The 26,429-nt window shown below is 75.5% G+C and carries 30 protein-coding genes; 20 read left to right on the top strand and 10 right to left on the bottom strand.

Going from position 1 to position 26,429, the window contains the following annotated elements:
- Positions 1–77: 77 nt before the first annotated feature.
- Entirely contained in the window at positions 78–488 is a 411-nt protein-coding gene (locus tag CLT72_RS03515; protein ID WP_089000707.1) for a DUF2267 domain-containing protein, read from the top strand.
- Positions 489–600: 112 nt separating this feature from the next.
- On the opposite strand, the gene CLT72_RS03520 is transcribed toward CLT72_RS03515, so the two are convergent.
- Complete coding sequence (locus tag CLT72_RS03520; protein WP_101409492.1) at positions 601–1,764, bottom strand: CaiB/BaiF CoA transferase family protein; 1,164 nt, start codon at positions 1,762–1,764, stop codon at positions 601–603.
- 73 nt (positions 1,765–1,837) lie between these two features.
- Here CLT72_RS03520 and CLT72_RS03525 point away from each other — a divergent pair, with 73 nt between their 5' ends.
- From CLT72_RS03525 to CLT72_RS03560, 8 genes are all read left to right on the top strand, one after another.
- Complete coding sequence (locus tag CLT72_RS03525; protein ID WP_101409493.1) at positions 1,838–3,016, top strand: glycosyltransferase; 1,179 nt, start codon at positions 1,838–1,840, stop codon at positions 3,014–3,016.
- Complete coding sequence (locus CLT72_RS03530; protein WP_101409494.1) at positions 3,009–3,998, top strand: glycosyltransferase family 9 protein; 990 nt, start codon at positions 3,009–3,011, stop codon at positions 3,996–3,998. Before CLT72_RS03525 ends, CLT72_RS03530 begins: the two co-directional genes overlap by 8 nt.
- A gap of 215 nt (positions 3,999–4,213) precedes the next feature.
- Positions 4,214–5,233, top strand: a complete 1,020-nt coding sequence (locus CLT72_RS03535) for a TerC/Alx family metal homeostasis membrane protein (protein WP_101409495.1) — start codon at positions 4,214–4,216, stop codon at positions 5,231–5,233.
- Positions 5,234–5,313: 80 nt separating this feature from the next.
- Positions 5,314–5,904 carry a sulfite oxidase-like oxidoreductase gene (locus CLT72_RS03540; protein WP_199184698.1) on the top strand — a complete coding sequence of 197 codons (591 nt, stop codon included), beginning with the start codon at positions 5,314–5,316 and terminating at the stop codon, positions 5,902–5,904.
- Positions 5,901–6,635, top strand: coding sequence for a ferredoxin reductase (locus CLT72_RS03545; RefSeq protein ID WP_101409497.1), 735 nt, complete (start codon positions 5,901–5,903; stop codon positions 6,633–6,635). The genes CLT72_RS03540 and CLT72_RS03545 overlap by 4 nt, the downstream gene beginning before the upstream one ends.
- A gap of 20 nt (positions 6,636–6,655) precedes the next feature.
- Positions 6,656–6,949, top strand: a complete 294-nt coding sequence (locus CLT72_RS03550) for a DUF6510 family protein (protein WP_101409498.1) — start codon at positions 6,656–6,658, stop codon at positions 6,947–6,949.
- Positions 6,950–6,999: 50 nt separating this feature from the next.
- Positions 7,000–7,395, top strand: a complete 396-nt coding sequence (locus CLT72_RS03555; protein WP_101409499.1) for a nuclear transport factor 2 family protein — start codon at positions 7,000–7,002, stop codon at positions 7,393–7,395.
- Positions 7,396–7,457: 62 nt separating this feature from the next.
- Complete coding sequence (locus CLT72_RS03560) at positions 7,458–8,000, top strand: GNAT family N-acetyltransferase (protein ID WP_101409500.1); 543 nt, start codon at positions 7,458–7,460, stop codon at positions 7,998–8,000.
- Between the two features lie 82 nt (positions 8,001–8,082).
- Here CLT72_RS03560 and CLT72_RS03565 read toward each other — a convergent pair whose 3' ends face one another.
- Positions 8,083–9,168 carry a hypothetical protein gene (locus CLT72_RS03565; RefSeq protein ID WP_101409501.1) on the bottom strand — a complete coding sequence of 362 codons (1,086 nt, stop codon included), beginning with the start codon at positions 9,166–9,168 and terminating at the stop codon, positions 8,083–8,085.
- 600 nt (positions 9,169–9,768) lie between these two features.
- On the opposite strand from CLT72_RS03565, the gene CLT72_RS03575 reads away from it, so the two are divergent.
- Positions 9,769–11,070 carry an NAD(P)/FAD-dependent oxidoreductase gene (locus tag CLT72_RS03575; protein ID WP_101409503.1) on the top strand — a complete coding sequence of 434 codons (1,302 nt, stop codon included), beginning with the start codon at positions 9,769–9,771 and terminating at the stop codon, positions 11,068–11,070.
- A 177-nt stretch (positions 11,071–11,247) separates the two neighbouring features.
- Here the strand turns inward: CLT72_RS03575 and CLT72_RS03580 are convergent, their stop codons facing one another.
- Both CLT72_RS03580 and CLT72_RS03585 read right to left on the bottom strand, forming a co-directional pair.
- A complete protein-coding gene (locus CLT72_RS03580; protein WP_101409504.1) occupies positions 11,248–12,042 on the bottom strand; it encodes a spermidine synthase in 795 nt (264 codons plus the stop codon).
- Positions 12,043–12,103: 61 nt separating this feature from the next.
- A complete protein-coding gene (locus CLT72_RS03585) occupies positions 12,104–13,084 on the bottom strand; it encodes a DUF2267 domain-containing protein (protein ID WP_101409505.1) in 981 nt (326 codons plus the stop codon).
- Positions 13,085–13,287: 203 nt separating this feature from the next.
- Here CLT72_RS03585 and CLT72_RS03590 point away from each other — a divergent pair, with 203 nt between their 5' ends.
- Entirely contained in the window at positions 13,288–13,602 is a 315-nt protein-coding gene (locus CLT72_RS03590) for a hypothetical protein (RefSeq protein WP_101409506.1), read from the top strand.
- A gap of 66 nt (positions 13,603–13,668) precedes the next feature.
- Here CLT72_RS03590 and CLT72_RS03595 read toward each other — a convergent pair whose 3' ends face one another.
- Both CLT72_RS03595 and CLT72_RS03600 read right to left on the bottom strand, forming a co-directional pair.
- Entirely contained in the window at positions 13,669–14,013 is a 345-nt protein-coding gene (locus CLT72_RS03595; RefSeq protein ID WP_101409507.1) for an STAS domain-containing protein, read from the bottom strand.
- 56 nt (positions 14,014–14,069) lie between these two features.
- Complete coding sequence (locus CLT72_RS03600; RefSeq protein WP_486484176.1) at positions 14,070–14,459, bottom strand: STAS domain-containing protein; 390 nt, start codon at positions 14,457–14,459, stop codon at positions 14,070–14,072.
- 205 nt (positions 14,460–14,664) lie between these two features.
- Here CLT72_RS03600 and CLT72_RS03605 point away from each other — a divergent pair, with 205 nt between their 5' ends.
- From CLT72_RS03605 to CLT72_RS03625, 5 genes are all read left to right on the top strand, one after another.
- Complete coding sequence (locus tag CLT72_RS03605) at positions 14,665–16,425, top strand: PP2C family protein-serine/threonine phosphatase (protein ID WP_101409509.1); 1,761 nt, start codon at positions 14,665–14,667, stop codon at positions 16,423–16,425.
- Positions 16,422–17,474 carry a cobalamin B12-binding domain-containing protein gene (locus tag CLT72_RS03610; protein WP_199184462.1) on the top strand — a complete coding sequence of 351 codons (1,053 nt, stop codon included), beginning with the start codon at positions 16,422–16,424 and terminating at the stop codon, positions 17,472–17,474. Before CLT72_RS03605 ends, CLT72_RS03610 begins: the two co-directional genes overlap by 4 nt.
- Before the next feature lie 85 nt (positions 17,475–17,559).
- Complete coding sequence (locus tag CLT72_RS03615) at positions 17,560–17,907, top strand: STAS domain-containing protein (RefSeq protein ID WP_101409510.1); 348 nt, start codon at positions 17,560–17,562, stop codon at positions 17,905–17,907.
- Between the two features lie 68 nt (positions 17,908–17,975).
- Positions 17,976–18,422, top strand: a complete 447-nt coding sequence (locus CLT72_RS03620) for a response regulator (protein ID WP_101409511.1) — start codon at positions 17,976–17,978, stop codon at positions 18,420–18,422.
- A gap of 189 nt (positions 18,423–18,611) precedes the next feature.
- Complete coding sequence (locus tag CLT72_RS03625; RefSeq protein WP_101409512.1) at positions 18,612–19,145, top strand: ATPase; 534 nt, start codon at positions 18,612–18,614, stop codon at positions 19,143–19,145.
- Positions 19,146–19,186: 41 nt separating this feature from the next.
- Here CLT72_RS03625 and CLT72_RS03630 read toward each other — a convergent pair whose 3' ends face one another.
- The 3 genes from CLT72_RS03630 to CLT72_RS03640 all read right to left on the bottom strand — a co-directional run bounded on the left by CLT72_RS03630 (position 19,187) and on the right by CLT72_RS03640 (position 21,903).
- The gene (locus CLT72_RS03630) at positions 19,187–20,029 is read right to left on the bottom strand and encodes a hypothetical protein (RefSeq protein ID WP_199184463.1); all 843 of its coding nucleotides are present in this window, start codon (positions 20,027–20,029) and stop codon (positions 19,187–19,189) included.
- Between the two features lie 412 nt (positions 20,030–20,441).
- The gene (locus CLT72_RS03635) at positions 20,442–20,870 is read right to left on the bottom strand and encodes an OsmC family protein (protein WP_089000686.1); all 429 of its coding nucleotides are present in this window, start codon (positions 20,868–20,870) and stop codon (positions 20,442–20,444) included.
- Positions 20,871–20,955: 85 nt separating this feature from the next.
- Complete coding sequence (locus CLT72_RS03640; protein WP_101409513.1) at positions 20,956–21,903, bottom strand: serine/threonine-protein kinase; 948 nt, start codon at positions 21,901–21,903, stop codon at positions 20,956–20,958.
- Positions 21,904–22,073: 170 nt separating this feature from the next.
- On the opposite strand from CLT72_RS03640, the gene CLT72_RS03645 reads away from it, so the two are divergent.
- From CLT72_RS03645 to CLT72_RS03655, 3 genes are all read left to right on the top strand, one after another.
- The gene (locus CLT72_RS03645; protein WP_101409514.1) at positions 22,074–22,307 is read left to right on the top strand and encodes a hypothetical protein; all 234 of its coding nucleotides are present in this window, start codon (positions 22,074–22,076) and stop codon (positions 22,305–22,307) included.
- 112 nt (positions 22,308–22,419) lie between these two features.
- Positions 22,420–23,166: a response regulator transcription factor gene (locus CLT72_RS03650; RefSeq protein WP_101409515.1), complete on the top strand. Its 747-nt coding sequence runs from the start codon at positions 22,420–22,422 to the stop codon at positions 23,164–23,166.
- Complete coding sequence (locus CLT72_RS03655; protein WP_101409516.1) at positions 23,144–24,640, top strand: sensor histidine kinase; 1,497 nt, start codon at positions 23,144–23,146, stop codon at positions 24,638–24,640. Before CLT72_RS03650 ends, CLT72_RS03655 begins: the two co-directional genes overlap by 23 nt.
- A 117-nt stretch (positions 24,641–24,757) precedes the next feature.
- Here the strand turns inward: CLT72_RS03655 and CLT72_RS03660 are convergent, their stop codons facing one another.
- Entirely contained in the window at positions 24,758–25,609 is an 852-nt protein-coding gene (locus CLT72_RS03660) for an arginase family protein (RefSeq protein WP_101409517.1), read from the bottom strand.
- 37 nt (positions 25,610–25,646) lie between these two features.
- On the opposite strand from CLT72_RS03660, the gene CLT72_RS03665 reads away from it, so the two are divergent.
- Positions 25,647–26,333: a helix-turn-helix domain-containing protein gene (locus CLT72_RS03665; RefSeq protein ID WP_101409518.1), complete on the top strand. Its 687-nt coding sequence runs from the start codon at positions 25,647–25,649 to the stop codon at positions 26,331–26,333.
- Positions 26,334–26,429: the final 96 nt, after the last annotated feature.

Genomic DNA, 26,429 nt, shown 5'->3' on the forward strand with positions numbered 1-26,429 from the left:
CCGGCGCGGAAATCCCCGCCGTTTCCCCGCCCCGGCGGCGGGTACGCGCAGGCCCCGACCAGCCCGAAGGAGCCCGGATGAACTACGACACCTTCGTCGACCAGGTCGCCCAGCGCACCCGTACCTCCTCGGAGCAGGCGGTGGCGCTGACCCGGGCGACGCTGGAGACCCTCGCCGAGCGGTTGACCGGCGGGGAGGTGCTGGACCTGGCCGCCCAGTTGCCCAAGCCGTTGCAACTCGTGTTGAAGCCGAGCCCACGCACCGAGTCGGCGGAGCGGTTCGGCGCGGCCGAGTTCGTCGCCCGCGTCGCCGTGCGGGCCGACGTGACCGAGCCCGCCGCCCGCGACGCCGCCCGGGCGGTCTTCGTGACCCTGCGCGAGGCGATCAGCGGCGGCGAGTTCGACGACGTGGTGGTCCAGCTGCCACGCGACTTCCGGGACATGGTCGAGCCCGCCATGGCGCCGGGCGCCACCCTGCGCCGTTCCTGACGCCGCCGGTGCCCCGCGTCCGTCGCGGATTCGTGGCGGGCCCGACCGAGGCGTCGCCACGCCCGCCCCGGGAACCCGGTCGTGGCGGCGCCGTCCCGGCGGTGCGGGGCGGTCAGGCGACGGCGCCGGCGGCGCGCAGGGCGGCCACCCGCCCCGCGTCGAAGCCCGCCTCGGCCAGCACCTCGTCGGTGTGTTCGCCCGGCTGCGGCGGCGGGCGGCGCAGCGCGGTGGGGGTGCCCGAGAAGCGGGGCGCCGGGGCCGGCTGGGTGACCCCGTCCCGCTGGACGAAGGTGCCCCGCGCCGCCAGGTGCGGGTGCTCCGGTGCCTCCCGCCAGTCGAGCACCGGCGCCACGCAAGCGTCCGAGGAGCCCAGCAGCGCCGTCCACTCGTCCCTGGTCCGGGTGCGGAACAGCCGTGCCCACGACCGGCGCAGCGCCGGCCAGTTCGCCGGGTCGCGGTCCAGCGCCTCGTCCGGGGGCAGCGGGAAGCCGGTACGCCGGACGAGCTCGTCGTAGAAGCGCGGCTCCAGGGCGCCGACGGCCAGGTGGCGGCCGTCGGCGCACTCGTACGTGTCGTAGAACGGGGCGCCGCCGTCGAGCAGGTTCACGCCGCGCTCGTCCCGCCACATGCCGAGCCGGCGCAGCGCGTGGATCTGGGTGCTGAGCACCGCCACGCCGTCGACGATGGCCGCGTCGACCACCTGTCCCCGGGCGCCGCCGCGCACCGCGTACAGGGCGGAGACCAGGCCGAGGGCGAGCATCATCCCGCCCCCGCCGAAGTCGCCGAGCAGGTTCATGGGCGGCACCGGGCGTTCGCCGGCCCGCCCGATGCCGTGCAGCGCGCCCGTCAGCGCGACGTAGCCGATGTCGTGCCCCGCGTACGGTGCGGCCGGGCCGTCCTGACCCCAGCCCGTCATCCGGCCGTAGACCAGCCGGGGGTTCACCGCGAGGCAGTCCGCCGGGCCGACGCCGAGCCGCTCGGTGACCCCCGGACGGAACCCCTCGATCAGCGCGTCGGCGCCGGCGACCAGGGCCAGCACCACCTCCCGGCCGCCGGGGGACTTCAGGTCCACCCCGACCGAGCGGCGTCCCCGGTTGAGCAGGTCCGGGTGCGCGGTGCCGAACGCCGCCGGGTCCACGTCCGTGGACCGGTCCAACCGGACCACGTCCGCGCCCAGGTCGGCCAGCATCATCGCGGCGAACGGACCGGGCCCGATGCCGGCCAGCTCGATCACCCGCACGCCGGCCAGCGGGCCGGCCGGGAGGTCCTCGGTCATCGGCACACCATAGGCGAGGCGCGTTTGCCCCGTAAGGGGCCGGGAACCCGCCCGCCGAGACGTGGGAGGTGGCGTGGTCGACGACCGGATCAGGGTGGCCATGCTGCACGGTCCCGGTCGCCCCGACGCCGACGGCGTCAGCGACTACGTGACGCACCTGGTCGAGGCGCTCGACGGCGTCGGCGTCGAGGTGACCCCGGTGCCGGTGCGCCCCGACGGCGACCGGGGACGCTGGCGGGCCGCCACCGGCCGGGCCGCCCGCCGGGTGCGAGAGCTGACCCCCGACGTGGTGCACGTGCAGTTCGCCCCGTCGGCGTACCGGTTCTCGGGGCAGCCCGGGCTGCTGCCGTGGCGGCTGCCCCGGCGGGTGCCGCTCGTCACCACCCTGCACGAGTACGGCTGGTGGGCCTGCCCCGGCTGGCTGCCGGGACGGCTCTGGTCGGCGGTGGAGCGGACCCGCTGCTGGGACCGGGAGTCCGGCCGGCTGGTGCCCGCCAGCGCGGCCGTGATCGTCACGAACCCCGGCCACCGGGCCGTGGTGCGCGCCCGTACCGGCCGGGCGGCCACCCACATCCCGATCGCCCCGAACGTCGTCGACCACGTGGGGGCGGCGACGGCGGGGACCCGCCTGCGGGCGGAGCTGGGCCTGCCCGAGGGGGCGCCGCTGCTGGCCTTCTTCGGCTTCGTGCACCCCGTGAAGGGACTGCGGTACCTCATCGAGGCCCTGCCCGAGCTGCGGCGCGACCACCCCGACCTGCGGCTGCTGGTGGTCGGCGGGTTCACCTCCCAGGCGCTGCCCGAGCGGGAGGCGCAGGCGTTCCGCGCCGAGCTGACCGGGCTGGCCGACCGCTGCGGGGTGGCCGACGCGGTGACGTTCACCGGGCACGTGCCCGCCGAGCGGGTCTCCGCCGCGCTGCACGCCGCCGACGTCGCGGTGCTGCCGTTCACCACGGGGGTGAGCACGAAGAGCGGCGCCCTGCTCGCCGCGCTCGCGCATGGCGTACCGACCGCCGTGACGGGGTCCGACGCCGACGCCGACGGGCCGCACCGCAGCGGGGCGGTCGCGGTGATCGGGGCCCGCCGGGACAGCGCCGCGATCGTGCGTACCGTCGGCAGGCTGCTCGCCGATCCGGTGCTGCGCCGCCGGCTCGCCGAGCGCGGGCGGGCCTTCGCCGCCGCGTACTCCTGGCCGAGGGTGGCCGCCGCGCACCGCGACCTCTACGCCCGGACCCTGGGCCGCGCGGATGCCTGAGCGGTACGCGGACATCCTGGTGGTCGACCTGCTCGGCGGGATCGGCGACCTGCTGATGCTGCTGCCGGCGGTGCACGGGCTGGCCCGCCGCAACCCGGGCGCGCGGCTGCGGCTGCTCACCCACGACCCCGGGGCGGACCTGGTGCGCGCCGACCCGGCGGTCGCCGAGGTGCGCACACCCCTGCACGGCCGGCCCGGCGCCGAGCGGGAGGCGGTCGTCGCGGCCCTCGCGGCCACCCGACCCGACCTCGCGGTCAGCACCACCCGCTACGACGGCATCCCCGACCTGCTCGGGGCCGGGGCCGGGCGGGCCGTGACGAACCTGTGGCGCGACCCGCCGCCGCAGCAGCCGGTCGGCGACCGCTACCTGGAGGTCCTCTGCGCCGAGGGGCTGCTCGGCGCGGCCGACCGGAGCGCGCGGCCCCGGGTGTACCTGGACGGTGCGGCCCGGCGGGCGGGGGAGCGCGCCGTGGCCCGGCTGGTGGGGGAGCCGCTGGCGTCGCCGGTGGTGCTCGTCACCGATGCCGGAATGGCGGTCAAGCGCTGGCCGCGGGGGCACTGGCGGGGGCTGGCCCGCGCCCTGACCCGGGGTGGGCACCCGGTGCTCACCGTCGGGCCGGTCGATCCCGCCGCGCCGCTCGGGGTGCCGCTTCCCCGGGCCGACCTGCCGACCCTCGCCGGGCAGTTCGCCGCGGTGGGGCGGCGCGGCGGGGTGGTGGTCGGGCCGGACACCGGGCCCGTGCGCCTGGCCGCCGCAGCCGGCGCCGCGACGGTGGCGCTGTTCGGCCCCACCGATGCCCGGCGGTACGGCATGGGCGGCACCGACCTGCAGGGCCTGCCCGGGTGCGCGTACCGGCGTCCCACCGCCATCACCGAGCAGCCCTGCTGGTGGGAGGCGCGCTGCCCGCTCGACGCGGCCGGCCCCGCGTGCATGGCCGACCTCGACGTGGCGGCCGTGCTCGCCGCCGTAACTGCCCGCTGAGCTGGGACGCAAGCCCGCGCCACAGGTCGCGGGTGTGATCTGGCGTGCCCCGTTTGCCGAGCCCACGGGCCTGCCCTAACCTTGTCGCGACGAGGGGAGTACTTCCCACGAGCCATCCCGGTCAGTACGGCGTGCCCGGAGCACGCCTCGGGTGGCTGCCCACGAAAAGTGGGTGAAGGAGACCTCGAACATGACAGGGTGTTCGAGGAGGCTCCATGTCCGATTTGCCGTATCTTGCCGCCACCGGTCTCCAGTCGGTGGGTACTCCCACGCTGTGGGGCGTCACCATCGCTGCCGTGATCGCCCTGCTCGTGCTGGACTTCCTGGTCACCCGTAAACCACACGAGGTGTCGATGCGGGAGGCGCTGGGCTGGTCCGCCTTCTACATCGCCCTGCCGCTGGCCTTCGGCGCCTGGATCTGGGCCCGTTTCGGCTCCAACCAGGGCGTGGAGTACCTCACCGGTTACCTGGTGGAGAAGTCCCTCTCGGTCGACAACCTCTTCGTCTTCATGCTGCTGCTGGCGGCGTTCGCGGTGCCGGCCGAGCTGGCCCAGCGGGCCCTGCTCTACGGCATCACCGGCGCGCTCCTGCTGCGCGCGGTGTTCATCGCCATCGGCGCGGCGGCCCTGCAGACCTTGGACTTCGCCTTCCTGCTCTTCGCGATCATCCTGCTGCTCACGGCGGCGAAGCTGCTGCGCGACGCCGTCACCGGGCACGAGCAGGAAGTCGACATCAGCAAGATGCGTTCGGTGCGGCTGCTGCGCAAGTTCATGCCGGTCACCGAGGACTACCACGGTCCGAGGATGGTCGTGCGGATCGCCGGCCGGCGTACGCTCACCCCGTTCGCCCTCGTGGTGACGGCGCTGCTCGCCACGGACATCGTCTTCGCCGTCGACTCGGTGCCCGCCGTCTACGGCATCACCGAGGACCCGTACCTGGTCTTCGCCACCAACGCGTTCGCCCTGCTGGGGCTGCGGGCGCTGTACTTCGTGCTGCACGCCGCGCTCAGCCGGCTGGTGCACCTCAGCTACGGCCTGGCGATCATCCTGGCGTTCATCGGCGTCAAGCTCGGCCTGCACTGGGCGCACGGCATCTGGCCGGGCGTGCCGGAGATCCCGACCCTCGCCTCCCTGGGCGTCATCATCGGCGTACTGGTGATCGTCACCCTCACCAGCCTGCGGGCCACCAGCAAGGCCGGCGGGGGCGAGAAGGAGATCGTGGTCGAGCGGCGCTGAGGCGTCACCCGTCGCGGTGCGGATCCGTCCGACCGCGCCGTGCCACCCACCCCGGGTGGTACGACTGACGGGTGGGAATCGTGTCACCGGGCTTCCAGGGCCGGCCCCGCTCAGCGGAGCCGGCCCTGCCGCCGGGGCAGTACCTGACGCAGGACTTCCCGGTGCTCTCCGCCGGCCCGACGCCGAGGGTGCCGCTGGAGACGTGGGAGTTCGTCATCTCCACCGAGTCCGGCGTCGAGTTCCGCTGGAGCTGGGACGAGCTGATGGCGCTGCCCCAGGAGACCGCGACGGTCGACATCCACTGCGTGACCCGCTGGTCGAAGCGGAACACCGACTGGCAGGGGGTCTCCCTGGACACGCTGCTGGAGGGCGTCGACACCGGCGCCCGGTACGCGCAGGCCCACTCGTACGGCGGCTACACCACGAACCTGCCGCTGGCCGACCTGCGCGGCGGGCGGGCCTGGATCGCGCACCGCTACGACGGCGGACCGCTGCCGGCCGAGCACGGCGGCCCGGCCCGGCTGCTCGTGCCGCACCTCTACTTCTGGAAGTCCGCCAAGTGGGTGCGCGGCATCCGCCTCACCACGCAGGACCAGCCCGGATTCTGGGAGACCGCCGGCTACCACGACTACGGGGACCCGTGGCGTGAGCAGCGGTACCAGGGCGATTGACCGCCCCCCTGCGCTGGCGGGTGGCCCGGCTGCGCGAGCGCCGGGCGCAGACGCCGACCGCGCACACCCTGGTGCTGGAGGCGCCCGGCTGGCCGGGGCACCTGCCCGGGCAGCACGTCGACGTGCGGCTGACCGCCCCCGACGGCTACCAGGCGGCCCGGTCGTACTCGTTGGCCGGCCCGGCCGAGGCCGACCGGATCGCGCTGACCGTGCAGCGGGTGCCCGACGGCGAGGTGTCGCCGTACCTGGTCGACGTCTACGCCGAGGGCGACCCGGTGGAGGTGCGCGGCCCGGTCGGCGGCTGGTTCGTCTGGCATCCGGAGGAGACCGCACCGGTGCTGCTTGTCGCCGGCGGCTCGGGCGTGGTGCCGCTGATGGCGATGGTCCGCGCCCGCCACGTCGCCGGCAGCCGGGTGCCGTTCCGGCTGCTCTACTCGGTGCGCACCCCGGCCGACGTGATCTACGCCGACGAGCTGCGCCGCCGGGTCCGCGACGACCGGGGCCTCGACGTCGCCTACGTGTACACCCGCGAGGCCCCGCCGGGCTGGCGGGGCGAGCCGCACCGGATCGGGCTGGCCGACGTCGACAGCCACGGCTGGCCGCCGGAGCTGGAACCCCTCTGCTACGTCTGCGGCCCGACCGGGTTCGTGGAGACGGCGGCGGACCTGCTCGTCGGGCTGGGCCACCAGAGCCGCCGGGTGAGGACCGAACGGTTCGGCCCCACCGGCTGAGCGTCGAGGAGGAACGCCCGATGACCGACACGTCGTACCTGGACGGCAACATGCTCGACGGCCCGCTACGGGAGCTGTTCGCCGTCGACCTGAGCACCGCCGCCGGGCGGTGCGCGCACTGCGGCATGACGGGCCCGCTGGCCGGCCTGCGGGTTTACCCGCACGCGCCCGGCCTCGTCGCCCGCTGTCCGAACTGCGCCGAGGTGATGCTGCGGCTGGTCCGCTCGCCCGAGTACGCCTGGCTGGACCTGCGCGGGGCCACCTTCCTGCGGGTGCCGATGCCGGCCGAGCAGCCGTACCCGGGCCCGCTGTGAGGGCGGGGGACGGGGACGTGACACCGACTCTCGGACCGGATGGAGGCGACGTGACGGACGAGGCCCTGCGGTCGCGGTCGGCGCGGGAGGTGTTCGAGGACCACCTGCGGCTGGCCGGCGAGCACCGGTTCGCGGAGGACGTGGCGCGCAACGTGTCGCCGTCGTGCGTGGTCCTGGAACGCCGGGGCGTGTTCCGCGGGCACGAGGGGGTGCGCGAGCTGGCCCGGTGGCTGGAGGACGAGCTGCCCGGCGCCCGGTACGTGTACACGAACCGGATGGTCGAGGGCCGGATGGCGTTCCTGGAGTGGACGGCGCGGATCGAGGGCGTACGGGTCTGCGACGGGGCGGACTTGTTCCTCATCGAGCAGGGCTGGATCGTCGCCCAGACCATCCACTACACGCTGGAGCCGGTCGACGGCGAGGCGGACCGGCCCGCGGGACAGTGAGTGCCGGGTCGCGCCCGCAACGCGCTGGACAACGGCGGTGCCCGCCGCGACAGTGGTTCGCCGTGAGATATCTGCGTACGGCGGGGCCGGTCGGCATCCGCCCGCCCCGCCCGGGCGACGAGGCCGAGTTCGTCGCGGCGGCTCGGCGCAGCCGCGACCTGCACCACCCCTGGCTGGCCGCGCCCGACGACCCGGCGCGGTACGCCGCGTACCTGCGCAAGATCCGCCGCCGGGACCATGCCGGATACCTGATCTGCGACCGGGACTCGGGCGCGTTGGCCGGCTACGTGAACATCAGCGGGATCCTGATGGGCGCGCTGCGCGGCGGGTACCTCGGCTACGCCGCCTTCCTGCCCTTCAACGGCACCGGGCACGCCTCCGCCGGCATCGGCCTGGTGGTCCGGCACGCCTTCGACGCGCTCGGCCTGCACCGGCTGGAGGCGAACATCCAGCCGGGCAACGAGCCGTCGCGCCGGGTGGCGCGCAAGCTCGGATTCCGGCTGGAGGGCTACTCGCCGGACTACCTGTTCGTCGACGGGGCGTGGCGCGACCACGAACGGTGGGCGATCACCGCCCCGGCGCCCGCCGGTGGCGGCCCGTCGTGACCGCCACCGACCGCCGGGGCGGGTGGGTCGGACCCACCCGCCCCGGGTGAGGCGCCCGCCGCGGCCGGTCGGCGTGGCCGCCTCAGACGCGGGAGGTGAAGGTGGCCAGGAACCGGTGCGGGGTGGTCACCCCGGCGTTGTCGAAGCAGAGCACGTCCACCTCCACGTCGAGGCCGGTGGACCAGGGCTGGGTCAGATGACAGTAGTTCGACCCGGCACCCTGCGCCACGACCTGCGCGTGCGTCTGGCTGACCCCGAGCTGCGGGAACTTCGCCAGGTAGCGGCCGGCGGGGGCGATCGCGGCCACCGTGTTGGCGCCGACGCCGAGCACCGAGTTGTCGTTGGTCGGCCCGCCGACCGCGGTGCCCAGGTAGCCGAAGCGCGACGGCGGGGCGAGCGAGCCGACCACCGCCCGCCGACGGTGGTAGGACAGGACGAAGTCGGTGGCCGCAGGCGCGCCCGCCTGGTCGAAGCAGGCCACGTTCGCGGCCACGTCGGTCCCGGCGGCGGACCAGCTGTCGATCTTGCAACGGCGCGGCGCCGCGTTCGGCTGCACGGCGGTGACCTGCACGTCGCCGGCCAGCGCGCCGGCGAGCCCGACGCCCGGGAGCTTCACCGCCCACTGCCCGACCCCCAGCGGACCGAGGCCGTTGGCCGCCCCCGTCGAGTTGTACGACTGGACCAGCGCCCCACCGGCCTGCTGCACGTATGCGTGGGAGGTGCCCGCCGGCAGCACCCCGCTGCTGGTGGTCCACAGGACGGTGAACGGGGTGTCGTCGCGGTCCCCGCCCGGCTTGTGGCACTGCACGTCGACGATCTGGTCGGCGCCGGAGGAGAACCAGCGGACGACCTCGCAGTAGTGGCCGGTGCGGTTGACCGGCGTCACGTGCGGCACCCCCCGCGCTCCGGCGCCGATCTGCGGGAAGCGCACCTGGAACCGGCCCGGGGCGAGCTTGCCGCCCTGCGCCCAGGCGGCGGGAAAGGCGGTCTTCCAGCTGCCCCACTGGCGGGTCGTGTCGAGCACCGTCCAGGCCGGCACGGTCGGGTCCTTGACGTAGGCGAAGCCCCACCGGTCGGCGGTGGCCGCCGCGGCCGGGCCGGCCGCGGCGAGTGCGCCGGCGGCCAGCACGGCGGTCAGCGCGGCGGCGGCGAGCGAACGGAGTCGCATCTTTCCTCCTGGTGACGAGGGTCGGGTCGGCAAGCAGCGTGCGCCGCCGCCGGGGGCGTCACTGTCGGCAACCGCACAGCCGCGTGTCGCAAGTCCGCCGCTGTCGGCTCTCGGCCCGGACTCCATCGCCGTGCTCAGCAGCCCGACCTTCATGTACTCCGACCCCTGTGGGGACGTGCCCCCTCGGCAGCATCGGCGGCCCTGGTGCACCTGGACACCCGGCTGCGGTACGTCGGCGACGGGGGCGAAGACCTCCAACATGGGCCACCTGCTGTGGAGCGGCATCGTGCCGCCGGAGCGCGCCGGTACGGTGGTGCGGCAGCTGATGGCCGACGACATGTTCACCGGCTGGGGGATCCGCACCCTCTCCTGCGGCCCTGGCCCGGGCGATGCTCGGCGTGAACCCGGTGGCCGGTCGGCTGGTCCTCGACCCCGACATCCCACCCGAGATCGGGGCGGATCGCGGCCGAGCGGGTGCGGGCCTTCGGGCGCTGCTGGGAGGTCGAGGCCGTCGGGCGGAGCGGGCATGTCCGACTGGCCGAGTGTTGATTCGTCCGTGTCGCCACGTTTGTCCCGCTGCCGGGTGGGAACGGGGCCGCAATGACGAAACCTCGTGTGGTGATCGTGGGGGCCGGGTTCGCCGGTTACCACGCGGCGAAGACGTTGAGCCGGCTGGCCCGGGGCCGGGCCGAGATCGTGGTGCTGAACTCCACCGACTACTTCCTCTACCTGCCGCTGCTGCCCGAGGTGGCCGCCGGCGTGGTGGAGCCCCGGCGGATCTCCGTGCCGCTGACCGGGACGCTCGACGGGGTGCGGGTGCTGATCGGCGAGGCCGACCACGTCGACCTGCAGAACCGCTGGGTCGGCTTCACGCAGCCGGAGGGCGACCGCAACCGGATCGCGTACGACCGGCTGGTGCTGGCCGTCGGCAGCGTCAACAAGCTGCTGCCGATCCCCGGCGTCACCGAGTACGCCCACGGCTTCCGTGGCCTGCCCGAGGCACTCTACCTGCACGACCACGTCATCCGTCAGATCGAGCTGGCCGAGCAGACCGAGGACCCGGCCGAGCAGCAGGCGCGCGCCACCTTCGTGGTCGTCGGCGCCGGCTACACCGGGACCGAGGTGGCCGCGCACGGGCAGCTCTTCACCGACGAACTGGTCTCCCAACGCCCCCGACTCAAGATCCGTCCGAAGTGGATGCTGCTCGACGTCGCGCCCCGGGTGCTGCCCGAGCTGGACAAGCGGATGTCGGACACCGCCGACCGGGTGCTGCGCCGCCGGGGCGTGGACGTGCGGATGGGCACCTCGGTCGCCGTGGCCACCGCCGACGGGGTCACGCTCACCGACGGCGACTACGTGCCCACCTGCACCCTGGTCTGGTGCGTCGGCGTGCGTCCCGACCCGTTCGTCGCCGAGCTGGGACTGCGCACCGAGCGGGGCCGCCTCGTCGTCGACGAGTACCTCAACGTCCCCGGCTTCCCCGAGGTGTACGCGTGCGGCGACGCCGCCGCCGTGCCGGACCTGGCCCGGCCCGGGCAGATCTGCACCATGACGGCGCAGCACGCGCAGCGGCAGGGCAAGCTGGCCGCGCACAACATCGCCGCTTCCTACGGGCAGGGGCGGCGCAGGCCGTACAAGCACCACGACCTGGGCTGGGTGGTCGACCTGGGCGGCAAGGACGCCGCGGCGAACCCGCTGAAGGTGTCGCTGTCCGGGCTGCCCGCCAAGGCGGTCACCCGCGGCTACCACCTGCTGGCGATGCCGGGCAACCGTGTCCGGGTGGGCGCGGACTGGATGCTCGACGCCGCCCTGCCGCGCCCGGCCGTGCAGCTCGGCCTGGTGCCGGCCAACGCCGTACCGCTGGAGAGCTCCTCGCCGGAGGTGGCCGTCCGGGCGCGCTGACCCGCACCGGCCGGGGTCGCCCGGCCAGGCCGTGCCGCTCGTCGCGCCGCCGACTGCGGTGCGGGCAGCGCACGGGCGGGCGGCGGGACCGTCGCGCACGCCGGGACTGACGCTCCCGCCGGACAGGGCGGCCGGGCCGGGGGCTTCAGCGCGACGAGGGCGGTGGGCCGGGGGGCTTCAGCGCGCGGCGAGGGCGGCGTCGGTGGCGGGACGGGCGCCCGCGACGAACGCGTCCAGGGTCGCCCCGTGCAGCACCCCGCCGGGCACCGGATCCCGGGCGACCCGGGCGGACAGCCGGGCCACCGGCAGCCGCCCGGGGAGCGCCGCCGCGGCGAGGACCAGGTTGCCGTAGCGTCGCCCGCGCAGCATCCGGCGGTCGGCGACCAGGCAGACGTCGGCGAGCACGGCCCGCAGGGTGGCCGCGTGGACCCGGGCGAGGACCAGCGGCGGCAGGTCGGTCACGTTGACCACCAGCACGCCGTCGGGACGCAGCGTCCGCGCCACCTCGGTGACGAACTCGACGCTGCGTACGTGGGCGGGCATCCGCGCCGCCCGGTAGATGTCGGCCAGCACCAGGTCGTAGCCGGCCGCGGGCGCCCCCCGCAGGGCGTCCCGGGCGTCGGCCACCCGTACGTCGACGCCGGCGGGCGACGCCGGCAGCTCCCGCGCCACCAGGTCGACCACGGCCGGATCGCGTTCCACGACCAGTTGCGCCGAGCCGGGCCGGGTGGCGGCCACGTAGCGGGGCAGGGTCAGCGCGCCGCCACCGAGGTGCAGCACGTCCAATGGACGGCCGGGCGGGGCCGCCAGGTCGACCACGGCGGCCATCCGCCGTACGTACTCGAAGTGCAGGTGGCGGGGGTCGGACACGTCGACGTAGGACTGCTCGACGCCGGCGGCGAGGAGCGTACGCCCGGTGGGGCGCGCCGGGTCGACGACCAGCTCCAGTCGGGGCGCGTCGGAGGGCTCCATCCCGGCAGGCTAGCCGAGCCGGGCGGGCCGGCGGGTTGTCGTCCGCCGGCCCGCGCCCCGGTCAGCCGGACGCCATGCCGGCGCCCGCCTCGTCGATCGCGTCGTCCACGGCGTGGGCGAGGTCGACGTCCATCGCGGTCACGGCGTCGGCCTGCCGGGACCGTACGGTCAGCACGGCGGTGCCCGGGTCCGGGCGGCCGATCCGCGGGCCGCGACCGGTCTCCTGCCGCAGCCGGTCGATCCGGTCCAGCACCCGGTCCAGGTTGTCCGCCGGCAGCTCCACCGTCCGGGTCAGCGCGTCGCCGTCGCCGGACCAGTACGGCAGCCCGTCGAGCGCCTCGCGCAGCTCCGCCTCGCTCAGCGGGGGCGTCGCACCGACCGCGCCGACCACCCCGCCGCCGACGGACGGCGGCTCCAGCAGGTCACGCAGGCCGTCGGGCACGTGCAGCGACTCGATCAGGTCGCCGTCGTGGTCGGCCAGCGCCGCCACGGTCGCCTCGGCGTGGTAGCGGGCCTGTTCCGGCGTACGGCCGCTGATCCGGCCCACCTCGGCCAGGAAGCCGGCCAGGTCCTGCCGGCGCCGGATGCCGTCCACCGGTACGACGTCGTGCAGCTTGCTCGGCACGGCCGCCAGCAGCCGCTGCCGCTCCGCCTCGCCGAGGGCGAACGCGAGGACCAGCACGGTCGACTCGACGCCCACCTTGGCGGTGCGGAAGTCGGCCCCGGTACGGCGGACGACGTCGTCGACCAGCGCGTGGTAGCCCAGCGCGGTGCCGTCCGGCGGGCCCGGCCCCCGCTCGGGCAGCGGGCGGGGGGACTCCGGCATGCCCGCCGGTGGCGGGGCCGGCCCGCCCCGCGTGCTGTCCGGCTTGTGGCGGCTGCCGGCCGGCGGCGGGCCGGCACGCTTGCCCTGCTCCAGGTGGGTCAACTGCTTGGAGGCGCTCAGGCTGGCGCCGGTCTCGCTGGCCTGCATGCCGCGCTCGCGGGCCTGGCGGGCCAGCGCGCGGCGGCGCTGGTTGTCGCCCTCCATCTGCTTGCGCATGGTGACACCTCGCTTCCGCTGGTGTTCCCTCGCTTCCGCCCGACGCCTTCCCGTCGTCGCCGGCACCGAAACGGACGCCGCCCCTCGGCCCGGGGAGGCCCTGACGGAGGTTCATCCGGCGGGGGTGAGGGGTGCTCACCCGACGGGATCCGACGATCGCAGCGGACCGGAGAACTTCCGAGAACGCGGAAGGACAGGTCGTGATGAAGAGGATCGTCGAGATCGTTCCCGCCCGACCCGGCTGGTACGCCCGCTGGCGCCTCTCGCCCGAGGACACCCGCTGCTACCCGGTGAGCCTGTGGGCGCTGTTGGAGGAGGGCGACGGCTCGGGCCGCGAGGTGGTCGGGGTGGACTGCATCGGGCAGTGGCCCGGAGCGGACGACAACGAGGCGGGTGGGGTGTTCGTCCGCTATCTCTTCCAGACTCCCGACTCCGGCCCACCGGAGGACGCCGAGCCGCCGTCGACGCGACCGCTGCGGACGACCGGGCCCCGGCTGCAACCGCTCACCACGCCCTGATCCTCACTCCGGCCCCCGGCCCCTGGTCCCAGGGTCGGGGGCCACCCCTCGGCGGGAGGCCCGGCCTCAGCCCGCCCGGCGGACGTCGCCGTCGGCGGCGCCTTCCACGGCGAGCAGTTCGGTCAGGCCGGTGCGGTCGAGCAGCTGCTGGAGCTGGGGACCGACCCCGTGGAGCCGGATGGCGCCCGTGCCGCCACGGTGGGCGGTCAGGAACGCGCTGAGCCCGGACGAGTCGCACAGGCTGACCGCGCTCAGGTCGAACAGAAGCTCCTGGTAGCCGTCGCGGCGCAGGTCCGCGGCGGCGGCGACGAGTTCCGGGGCGGTGTCGAAGTCCAGCTCGCCGGACAGCCGGAGCCGGGCACGCCCGGCGTCGAGCCGGGTCACCTCGATGGTCAACAGCTGGGCGGGCATGTCCCCATGGTCTCAGCCGAGGGCCCGCGCGCAAAGCCGGGGGCCGGTGGGTCGCGTCAGGCGGTGCCGGCGGCACCCTCCGCCGGGGCTGTCAGGCCCTCGCCGAGCGGCCGGTCGAGCAGGCCCGTGACGCCGGTCATGTCCAGGATCGTCCCCAGGAAGCGGGGCACGGCGTGCAGCCGCAGGGCGGTGCCGCACTGCTGCCCCTCGCGCCACGCGTGCACGATCACCCCGAGGCCGGTGCTGTCGATGAAGAGCAGGTCGGAGAAGTCGAGGACGAGGGTCGCCGGAGCGTCCGCGAGCACCCGGTCGACCTCGGCGCGCAGCGGCCCGGCGGTGGTGTAGGCGAGGTCGCCCCCGACCCGGATATGTGTGGTGGCCGGATCCGACCGGTCGACGGTCATGCTCAACGGAGTCGCCTCGGTCTGGCTCCGACGGGACAGCACGATCACGCCTTTCCGCAGGCTGCGAGGGGCAGAGGGTGAGGGGATCGTAACAACCCCCGGCAGGTCCCGCCCGGCACGCGCACGCCGCCCACGCGACGGGCGTCGGGTGGCGCTCGCGGCCCACGGGCGTAGGGTGGGTGCAGAGATTTGACCACATGCGCCGCCTCACGGTGGACGGGTGTCGACGAGGAGTGGGGCTCAGCTGGTGACTGCTGCCGACGTCCGGGACTCAGATCCCGGCGACGGACGGATCTCCGCACCGGGTGCCGCACGGGCCACGGCGTGGAGAGCCGGCGCCCCGGCACGCCCGGCATCCGCCCTGCCCACGCTCGCGGCCGACCGGGAGCACGCGGCACCCGACTGGTCCGAGATCGTCGAACACTTCCGCGAGGGCCTCGTCGTCTGTGACGCACAGGGCGTCGTCCGGCACGTCAGCCCGGTGGCCGAGCGGCTGCTGCCCGAGGTCGCCTCCGGTGAGCTGCTCGCGGCGGCCGGCATCGCGGGGCTGGCCGACGACGCCGAGTTCACCCACCACGGCCGTCGGCTGCGCGCGCGCCAGGTGCCGCTGTCGGCCGCCCGCTGCTGCTGGTACGTCGAGGACGTCACCGAGAGCGTCACCCGCGCCGACGCGCTGCTCGCCGAGCGGGCCCGCTCGGCCTTCCTGGCGGTCGTCGGCGAGAAGCTCGGCAACCCGCTGCACCCGGACCGGGCGGCCGCGGCGGTCGTCCGGCTGGCCGTGCCGACGCTGGCGGAGGTGGCGGTGCTGGTGCTGGCACCCCGTTCCGGGCGGGCACGCTGGTGGCGGGCCGCCCGCACCGACGACGACGCCCCGATGGTCGACAGCGGTGTCCTGCCCGCCGTCGACCTGCCGGCAGCGATCACCGAGGGCCTGGACGGCGCGGAACCGCACACCCTCGACTGGCTGGTGGAGCAGGCCGTGGAGGCCGGCTGGCTGCCGGGGCTGACCGCGGCGCAGTCCTGCGCGCGGGTGGTGCCGCTGCCCGGTCGCGACGCCCCGGCTGGTGTGCTGCTGGTCGCGCGGCGCCTCGACCGCTGGTACGACGAGGCCGACGTGGACCTGGTCCGCGCCTTCGCGGCCCGGGCCGGGGCGGCGCTGACCACGGCGCTGCTCTACCGCGACCAGGCCGAGGTCGCCGACACGCTCCAGGCGAGCCTGGTGCCCGTGGAGCCGGCGGAGGCGACCGGGGTGCAGTGGGGCACCGCCTACCGGCCGGCCCAGGCGGGCCTGCGCATCGGCGGCGACTTCTACGGCTCGCACCGGCTGGCCGACGGCGGCTCGGTGTTCTTCCTCGGCGACGTTTCGGGCAAGGGCGTCGAGGCGGCGGTCTTCACCGGCCAGCTCCGGCAGTGCCTCCAGGCGTTGCACCGGGTCGAGTCGCAGCCGGGGCGGCTGCTCAAGCTGCTCAACGACGCGCTGCTGGAGACCAGCCAGGCGCAGGGCCAGGGGCGGTTCGCGACGATGGTGCTGGGCGTGGTCCGCCCGCACCGCGAGGGTGGGCTCACCCTGACCATGGCCGGCGGCGGGCACCTGCCGCCGCTGGTGCTGCGCGGCTCCGGCGAGGTCGAGCCGGTCCCGCTGTCGGGCATGCTGGTCGGCGTGGTCCCCGATCCCCGCATCGGCGAGGTCACCGTCCGGCTGGAGCCGGGGGAGACCTGCCTGCTCTACAGCGACGGGGTGACCGAGGCGCGCGGTGGTCGCCGTGGCCACGAGCAGTTCGGCACGGAACGGCTGATCCACGCGGTGGGCGGCTGCCAGCGGATGCCCGCCCCCGCCCTGGCCGAACGCGTCGAGCAGGTGACCTGCGACTGGCTGGCCCACGGCGACCACGACGACATCGCCGTGCTGGCGCTGCGCGCGACCGGCCCGGGTGAGCGTACGCCCCGGCACCTGCACGCGGTGCCCGACGCGAGCGGAACCGCCGAGCTGAGGGGGACCCACCCGTGACCGCCGCCCCGACCGCCGGGATCCTCCCGGCCGGCGTCTGGCCGGCATACCTGGACTGCCTCCAGGAGGCCGACGAGTACGCCGCCATCGAGGTGGCCGTCGGTCTGCTCGAGGCGGGCGTGCCCGCCGAGCGGGTCCTGCTGGACCTGGTCGCGCCGGCACAGGCCGAGGTGGGGGAGCGGTGGGCCCGCAACGAGTGGAGCGTCGCCCAGGAACACGCCGCGACGCACATCAGCGAGCGGGTGGTGGCGGCGGTCGCGGCGTACGCGAACCCGCGCCCGACGCGCGGGCGGGTCGTGGTGGCCTGCATGGACGGCGAGTGGCACGCCCTGCCGCCCCGGCTGGTCGCCGAGGTGCTGCGCCTGCGGGGCTGGCAGGTCACCTTCCTGGGCGCGAGCGTTCCCGCCCCGCACCTGGTGTCCTACCTGCACCGGCACGACGCTCACGCGGTCGCGCTCGCCTGCGCGCTGCCGATGCGCCTGCCGCACGCGCACCGCATGATCGAGGCGTGCCGTCGCGTGGACGTCCCCGTGGTGGTGGGGGGCCGGGGTTTCGGCGCGGACGGGCGCTGGGCCCGCAAGCTCGGCGTCGCCTGGGCACCCGGTGCCCCGAGCGCGGCCGACCTGATCGCCGACGAGCGCACGCTGCGCCGCGTCCCGCCGGCGGAGCTGAGCCACCTGGCCGACGACGAGTACACCAGCCTGCTCAAGCGGCGCGGCGAGCTGATCGACGGGGCGCTGGCGGAACTGCGGGAACGCGACCCGGGGGCGCGCGACTACACGCCCAGCCAGATGGACTCGACGGTCAGCGACCTCGGCTACATCGTGGACTTCCTGGCCGCCGCGCTCTACGTCGACGACGCCACGTTGTTCACCGAGTTCGTCGACTGGCTGGTGGAGATCCTCACCAGCCGCGGTGTGCCGGCTCCCACGCTGGGGTCGACTCTGGAACACTACGGCCGGGTCCTGCGCGACTTCCCCCGGGCCGCGCGCTTCCTCGGGGCGGCCGGGTCGTCCCTGGCCAGGCTCGGCGGCGCCGGGGTGCGCTGAGCGCCGGTGCGGTCGCCGCCGGCACCCCTGCTTATACTTGCCTCACTGCAAGCATCCGCCTGCGGTGGAGCGAGGGGGACCAGGGGTGACGTTCACCGTCACGTGCGCCGACCGCGACGGCGGGGCGACATGCCTGCGGCTGGCCGGCGAGCTCGACCTGAGCACCGCGCCCGAGCTCAACGCCGCCATCGACCGGCTGATCGACGCCGGCGAGCGGCGCCTGCTGGTGGACCTCGCCGAGCTGACCTTCTGCGACTCCACCGGCATCGCCGCCTTCGTCCGGGGCGACAACCGGGTCGCCGCCGACGGCGGGTGGCTGCGGCTTACGGGCGCCACCGGCCGGGTCGACCGCGTGCTCCAGGTGACCGGGCTGGCGGAGGTGCTCCGGTACGACCCCGGCAGGGCGGACCCGACGACGCGCTCCGCCGGCTGATGGGCTAGATTTCCGCCGGCGCAGAGCGCCCCGCGGTTCTCCGTTCCACCGACCCGAAGCAGGTAGTGATGGGTGTAGACGCCCCGAGTCCGGTTCGCATCCTGGTGGTGGACGACGACCCGGGTGACGTTCTGATGATCGAGGAGGCACTCGCGGACTCCGACGTCGACAAGGTCATCGACGTCGTCAGCGACGGCCAGGAGGCGATGGAGTTCCTGCGCCGCGAGGGACGGCACACCGACGCCCGGCGGCCGGACGTCATCCTGCTCGACCTGAACATGCCGCGGATGGACGGGCGGCAGGTGCTCGGCGAGGTCAAGGGCGACGAGGACCTGCGTACGATCCCGATCGTCGTGCTGACCACCTCCAACGCCGACACGGACATCGTGGGCAGCTACACGCTCCAGGCCAACGCCTACGTGACCAAGCCGATCGACCTGGACGACTTCAACGACGTGGTGCGCCGGATCGACGAGTTCTTCGGCCGGGTGGTCGTGCTTCCGAAGCGCTCCTGAGGCGCCCGAGCGTTCCCGAGCCGCCTCGGTGAAACCCGGGCGGCCGTTCCCGCCGGCCCTTGCACGGCTCGCCCGGTCCCTCGGCGTGTCCGCATGGTGAACAATTTTCCCGATCCCCCTCCGGCGCCGCCCCCAGCGCCGAGGATCCAGGGTGGGGAAGGAAACACCAGCTGCCTGGGGGGCGACAGCATGAGGTTCTCCGTCGTTGAGAACGGCTACGACCAGCGGCAGGTCGACTCCTGCCTCGACGAGATCGGCATCCGGCTGGCCCGGCTCGCCGCCCGCGCGGAGGGCGCCGCGAGGGCGGGGCGGGAGTGGGACGAGATCCGTGACGAGGCGACGGCGCTGAGCGGGCTGCTCCAGCGACTGGACCTGGGCGGCGCCGACCGGGCCCCGCGCGGCGCGTACGACGCCGATCGCGAGGCGGTGGACCTGCTGGCGCGGGCGCGGGTCGAGCTCGACGCGGCCCGGGAGGAGGCCCGCCAGTTGCGCGAGCGCGTCTACGCCGAGGCGGTGCAGGCCCGCCGGGAGTTCGAGGAGGCGCTGCTCGCCCGGCGCCGGCGCGAGGCCCGGGTCGACCGGATCCTCGACGGGCTGACCGTCGAACCGGTCCCCGCCGAGACGCCGACCGCCGCGGCCGGTGTCCCGGCGACCCGGATCGCGGACCGTAACGGCGCGGACGCCCCCAGCGAGCCGCCGGGCGGCCGCGCCGGGATCCGCTGACCCTCCGCGCCCGTCCGGCCCGCGTGGGGTTCGCGGAGCCGTCAGGTCAGCGCCGCGACCACCGTGGTGGCCAGTTCCTCGTGCTGGGCGTACGCGTCGGGGAAGGCCGAGACCTGCACGGCCTGGGCGGCACCGGCAACGCTCATCTGCTGCCAGCCCGGCACCTTCCGCAGCGCCTCGTAGAAGGCCTGCGCGGCGTACGTCGGACGCATCAGCTCGCGTACCGTGCCCCAGCCGCTGCTCGGGCGCTGCTGGAACAGGCCCACCGAGTCGTGGTCGGCGCCGCTGCCCTGGTGCGGGTACCGGCTGGACTCCGGGAGCACGTCGCTGGCGAGGTTGTAGAGCCGGCTCTCCTGCATCGCGGTCGCCACGGCGACGACCAGCGCGCGGCGGGGCATCTTCAGCTCGACGCCCACGTCGACGATGGTCTTGGCGTTGTCCATCTGCGCCTGGGTGAGCCCGGCGACCGGGCGCGGCCGGGGCGGCGGGGCCGGCTTACGCGGGGCCTTGCGGGTGGCCGAGGGGGTCGGCTTCGGGGTCGGACTGGGGCTGAGCGTGGGCGAGGGGGAGACGGCCCGGTCCAGGGACCGCGAGGCGCGATCGTCGTCGACGGCCCGTTCGGCCAGGGCCTCGGCCACAGGTTCCCGGGCGGCGTCGGCGTCCTCGCGCGTGCCGGCGAACGCGGCCACGCCGAGGCAGCAGGTCACGCCGGTGGCGAGGGCGACCCGCACGGGGGTCGAGGCGAGCAGGGCACGGCCACCGCGCCGCTGCCGCTGCGCGGCGCGATGCCGGCCGATCGTCCGTTCGGTCGAGGCGGGATCGTCCGTACGGGCGGACGGTCCATCCTGGGTCGGCGTCTTGTCGATGGGGGCGTCGGGGTGCACCCGCCGAGGCTAGAAAGGCGAGCGCGTCTTGCCATCGGCCTGCTTGGTGGCATGCGCCACAATTTGCGCCGATCTGCGAGGCGATTACGCCCGACAGAGCAGCAACGCCGCCATCCACCCTTGTCTGATCCTCCGTACATATCCGTTAAGGAGTGCCTAATCACGTCATGAGTCGATCATGGTCGGGAAAGCGCGGGCGCGGTCGGACCTCCACCGAACGGTGGAGGTCGCCTCAGGCCGCCCGGACGACCACCGGTCGTCCCCGTGGCGACCCTGCGACCCCGCGCGCCCTCGGACGACCCCGCGCGGCCCCACGCGGACCCCGTGACCTCGCGCGACCGCGCACGACGGGAGGCAGCTGCCGTCCGGGCCGGCGCCGTGCCCTCCGGCGTCGTCCCGCCGCGCGCGCCGGTCAGTGCCGGCCGTTCTCCGCCGGGGTCACCGTCAACCGGTGCCGGCTGCCGTCGCCGCTGGAGAAGGGCCACAGGCGGTCGGCGTGCTCCACCAGCTCGGCGAGCTGCTGCCGGCTCAGTCCCGCCGAGGAGATGGAGGCGTGCACGTCGGCCCGGTACCGGCCGTCGTCGTCGCGTCCGAGCTTCGCCTCCGCGCGTACCTGCACGGTGTGCGCCTCGTCGGTGATCTCGCCCGCCGCCTCCACCGCCGCGTGGTGCAGGCAGGACGCGAAGGCGGCGGCGAGCAGCTGCTCCGGGGTCAGCCCCGAGCAGTGTGGCGCCAGCGGGGACGCCAGGGCCGTGGAGAGGCTCCCGTCGTCGGTGCGTACGTGGCCGCCCTCGGCGGTCGCGGTGGCCGTCTCGTTCAGCCAGGAGCTCGATTCCGGCATCGCGTTCCTCCCGTCGCTCAGCCGCCCGGCTACCCGGCCCCCGGGCCGTGAAACCGCAGGCGCCCGGCGGGAAGGCCGGGGAGGCTCAGCCGGCCTGGGTGGACCAGTCGGGCAGGGGGGCCGCCTCGGTCACCTCGGCCGCCGCCCGCTCCGTCCACGGCGACATCGTCCCGACACGCTGGCGCGGTACGGCCGACTGGAGCAGCGGCACGTACACCCGGGCGTCCACCGCCTCGGCCAGCAGCAGCGCCGCCATCAGGCTCGACGGTCGCTGCGCCGGGTCGTCGGCCAGGCAGGACGCGCACAGGTCGGCCACCTCCGGCGGCAACCCCTCGATCTCCGGCAGCGGCTGCGGCGGTTGCCGCCGCCGGGCGCCGAGCAGCTGGGTCGTGGTGCCCGCCTGGTACGGCAGCCGACCGGTCAGGCAGTAGTAGAGCAGGACGCCGAGGGCGTACATGTCGGCGGCGGGTGTGGCGGGCGCCCGTTCCAGCTGCTCCGGGGCGAGGTAGGCCGGCGTCCCGACCACCATCCCCTCCGGGGACCGGTCGGGGGTGCCGGAGGGGGTGGCGATGCCGAAGTCGAGCACCTTCACGCCGGCCGGGGTCAGGATCACGTTGGCCGGCTTGACGTCGCGGTGCACGATGCCGTGCGCGTGCGCGGCGGCCAGCGCGGCGCTCACCTCCGCGCAGACCCGTACGGCGATGCGCCAGTCCAGCGGCCCGGCCCGCAGGTGCGCCGCCAGCGTCTCGCCCTCGGCCAGTTCCATGACGATGTAGGGCACCTGGCCGTCGGGGCCGGTCCCGCAGGTGCCGAAGTCGTGCACGGACGCCACGTTCGGGTGCACCAGCCGGGCGGCGGAGCGGGCCTCCGCGCGGATGCGCTCCACCGAGGTGTCCTGGCCCTCCTGCCCGGGGGACATGACCTTCACCGCGACCGGCCGGTCCAGCACCGCGTCGTGGGCCCGCCAGACCTCCGACATGCCGCCGATGCCGATGCGCTGTTCGAGCCGGTATCGCCCGTCCAGCGTTCTCATCGACTGCTCCCTGTGCCTCGTGGCCCGTCCCGCGACGGCGCGCCAACGCTGCGGTACCCGGGCTCCGATCAGGGCAAACCGCTGCCGGTTCGGGGCGGGCCGCCTCCCGCTGCGGTAGCTTGCGAGCCAGGGCCGGATGTCGGGCGGTACGCGGGAGGGCGGGCGCGCGGATGAGCGAGGTGACCGTACGCTTCGTCGGTGGCCCGGCCCACGACCTGGTGCGGCCGGTGCCCGCCGAGCCCGACGGCGCCCCGCCGGCGCACTGGATCCTGCGTCACCCCGACGGCGCGGGTCCGGCCCCGGCCGGCGGGCCGGACCACCTCTACCGGCGCGAGCATCCCGCTGCCGACGGCACCTGGACTATGCGTTTCGTGCACACCTACCCGGTCGGCATGACCGAGTGAGTACGCGCGTCGGGCACCTGGCCGCCCGACGGTGAGCGGGTCGGGGCGACGCACAGGTGGGGCACAGGTGGCGCACAAGTCGGGCCCAGCGGGCCGGCGCACGATGGGGGCCATGGTGACGGACGGGCGCACCGGAGCGGGCCGCGTGGAGCTGCGCCGCCCCGGCGGGGAACCGGTGCGGGTGCTGGTGGTCGACGACGAGCCGACCCTGGCCGACCTGCTGTCGATGGCGCTGCGCTACGAGGGTTGGCAGGTGCGCACGGCGGGCGACGGCACGTCGGCGCTGAACGCGGCGCGGCAGTTCCAGCCGGACGCCGTGGTGCTCGACGTGATGCTGCCCGACCTGGACGGCTTCCAGGTGCTGCGCCGGCTGCGCGAGCAGGATCCCACGGTGCCGGTGCTCTTCCTGACCGCCCGGGACGCGGTGGAGGAACGGATCGCCGGGCTGACCGCCGGCGGCGACGACTACGTCACCAAGCCGTTCAGCCTGGAGGAGGTCGTCGCCCGCCTGCGCGCGCTGCTGCGCCGCTCGGGGTTCGCCGTCGCCACCCGCCCGGACGCCGTGCTCACCGTCGGCGACCTCAGCCTCGACGAGGACAGCCACGAGGTGTCCCGCGACGGCTGCCCCATCACGCTCACCGCCACCGAGTTCGAGCTGCTGCGTTACCTCATGCGCAACCCGCGCCGGGTGCTCAGCAAGGCGCAGATCCTCGACCGGGTCTGGCACTACGACTTCGGCGGTCAGGCCAACGTGGTGGAGCTGTACATCTCGTACCTGCGGAAGAAGATCGACGCGGGCCGCAAGCCGATGATCCACACGCTGCGCGGCGCGGGGTATGTCCTTCGACCGGCGGAGTGAGCGCCCCGCCGGCCGGCTGCGCCGCCGGCTGGCCGGGCTGTCGCTGCGGACCCGCCTGGTGCTCATCCTGGTCGCCCTGCTGGCCCTGGTCAGCGTCGCCATCGGCGGGATCACCACGGTCGCGTTGCGACATTTCCTGATCGACCGGGTCGACGAGCAGTTGGCGCCGATGCGCGCCGCCCCCGGGTGGGGCGGGCCAGCGCCCGTCGAGTGGCCGCGCGGCGGCACCGGCGGGCCGGACGCGCGGATCCCCCGGGGCCTGCCGCCGGGGACCGTCGCCGCCGAGGTGGTCGACGGCCGGGTCGTACGGGCCTGGATCCTGGCGGGCAGGGCGGAACAGGCCGTCCCCGCCGAGGACCTGGCCGAGCTCGCGGACCTGCCCACGGACGGCCGGCCCCGCACCCGGGAGCTGGGCGGGCGCGGCGACTACCGGGTGGTGGCACGCCAGCTTCCGGGCGGGACCGTGCGGGTGCTGGGTCTGCCGCTGTCGGGAGTGTCGGAGACCGTGTGGTGGCTGGTCGCCGCGCAGGTCGGCGTGGCCGCCGCGGGGCTGCTGGTCGCCGGTGGGGCGGGTGCCCTGATCGTGCGGGCGACCCTGCGCCCGCTGCGCCGGGTCGCCGCCACCGCCGGCCGGGTCAGCGAGCTGCCCCTGGACCGCGGCGAGGTGGCGCTGTCGGTGCGGGTCCCGCAAGCCGACACCGACCCGCGCACCGAGGTCGGGCAGGTGGGCGCGGCGCTCAACCGGATGCTGGGGCACGTCGGCGCCGCGCTCGCCGCCCGCCAGGCCAGCGAGACCCGGGTACGCCAGTTCGTCGCCGACGCCAGCCACGAGCTGCGCACCCCGCTGGCGGCCATCCGGGGGTACGCCGAGGTCGCCCGGCGGGGCCGGGACGAGGTGCCGCCCGACGTGGCCCACGCGCTGCGCCGGGTCGAGTCCGAGAGCGCCCGGATGACCAGCCTCGTGGACGACCTGCTGCTGCTCGCCCGGCTCGACTCGGGCCGCCCCCTCGCGGTCGAGCCGGTGGACCTGTCCGCCCTGACGGTGGACGCGGTCGACGACGCCCACGTGGCGGGGCCGGAGCACCGCTGGCGCCTCGACCTGCCGGACGTGCTCGTCCGGGTCCCCGGCGACCCGGCCCGGCTGCACCAGGTGCTGGCGAACCTGCTGGCCAACGCCCGCGTGCACACCCCGCCCGGCACCACGGTCACCACCACCCTGCGGGTGACCGCCGCCGCCGCCGTGCTCGCCGTCGCCGACGACGGGCCCGGGGTGCCGCCGGCGCTGCGGGCCGAGGTGTTCGAACGCTTCTCCCGGGGCGACAGCTCCCGGTCCCGGGCGCACGGCAGTACGGGCCTGGGGCTGGCGATCGTGGCCGCCGTGGTGGAGGCCCACCACGGCTCGGTCGGGCTGGACAGCCGGCCGGGGCGTACGGTGTTCACCGTCCGGCTGCCGGGCGCCACCACCGACGCCTGAGCCCGCACGCCCGTCCCCGGGACCGCCGGCGCGCCGCTCGCCCGCGTCCCGGAGTTCCGTGTCGGTCGCGTCCGGGGCGCCGCAGCCGGCCGTCACCGCGGCGACCGACGGGCGCGTTCAGTCGGCCAGCAGTTCGGCGAGGGCCTGCCCGACGCGTTCCGCGTGCCGCCCGTCCGGGTCCTCGTCGGCGTTGAAGTCGGTGACGCTCATCCCGATCAGCCGGCCCGAGCGCACCAGGGGCCGGGCCAGCGCGATCAGGTCGGCCCAGTCCAGTCCGTCGGGCTCCGGGTAGCTGACCGCCGGGAGCACGAGCGGGTCGAGCACGTCGAGGTCGAGATGCAGCCAGGCCGGCGTCGTACCGACCGCGAGGTCCCGGCCCTGCTCCGCCGCGTCGGTGCCCCGCAGCCGGGTGGCCGGCACCAGGTGCACGGCCGGGTCGAGCCGGGAGGCCTCCCGGCCGTCCACGGCCCGGTCGAGCGGCCGGTGGCCGAGCACGTGCACCTGGTCGGGGTCGACCAGCGGTCCCTCCCGGTCGAGGACCCCCGCCGGGCCGTGGTCGGTGACGATCGACAGGTCCATGTCGGCCGCCTCGCCCGTGGGCGAGGTGCGGCCGTCCTCGAAGTCGAGGTGGGCGTCGAGGAACCACAGGTCGAAGCTGGCGGGAAGCCCCTGGAGGATGCCCGGCAGAATCGCGCAGTCGCCGCCGAGCACCAGCGGGTGGCGCCCGGTGCCGACCAGCGTCGTCACCCGTACGGCGATCGCCCGGGCGGCGCGGCGCAGCTGGTCGACGCCGATCACCCCGGTCTCCGGATCCCGTACCGGGTCGGTGATCAGGGCGTCCACCGCGCCGGCGTCGGCCACGCCCAGCCGGCCCAGCAGCCCGGCGGACCGCAGCGCGGCGGGTGCCCGGTGCTCGCCCCGGCCGCGTCCGGAGGAGTCGAGGGGAGCGTCCAGCACCGACCATCGCACACCCGGAGGCTAGCCCGGCCGTGGCAGGCTGGGCGGCATGTACCGGGAACGTCCGGCCGGGTTCGCCGGCGCGGTGCTCTGGACCAGCGCCACGACGGCGGGCGCCGCCCCGACCCGGGTGCTCCCCGACGGCTGCGTCGACCTGCTCTGGTCGAGCCGCGTCGGGCTGCTGGTGGCCGGGCCGGACCGCAGGGCGCACCTCAGCGGCGGCGGTCCGGCGGAGCGCTGGGTGGGGCTGCGGTTCCCGCCGGGCACCGGGCCCGCCGTGCTCGGCGTACCGGCCGTCGAGCTGCGCGACCGCAGGGTCGCCCTGGCCGACCTGTGGGGCGAGCGGGAGGCCGCCCGGCTGGCCCGGCGGGTGGAGGCCGCCCCGGCCGCCGCGCTGACGGAGATCGCCGTACGGCGGCTGGGCGCCGCCGGCGGGCCCGATCCGCTCGGGGCCCGGGTCGCCGCCGCGCTGGCCGCCGGCGCCACCGTGACCGCGACCGCCGCCGCCACCGGCCTCGACCCGCGCGGGCTGCACCGCCGCTGCCGGGACCTGTTCGGGTACGGCCCGAAGACGCTGGCCCGGATCCTGCGGATGGGGCGGGCGCTGGCGCTGGCCCGCGCCGGCACGCCGCTGGCCGAGGTGGCGGCCCGCTGTGGCTATGCCGACCAGGCCCATCTCACCCGGGACGTGCGGGACCTGGCCGGGGTGCCGCCGACCGCCCTGCTGCCTCGCTGAGCGGGGTCGTTTCCTGAACGCCCGGCGATCGTGTCGGAACATCTCGACCGGTGGCCACGGCACAGCGTCGCCGTCCCGGCTCCCGAGCGGCGCCGA

The organism is Micromonospora sp. CNZ309 (assembly GCF_002846525.1).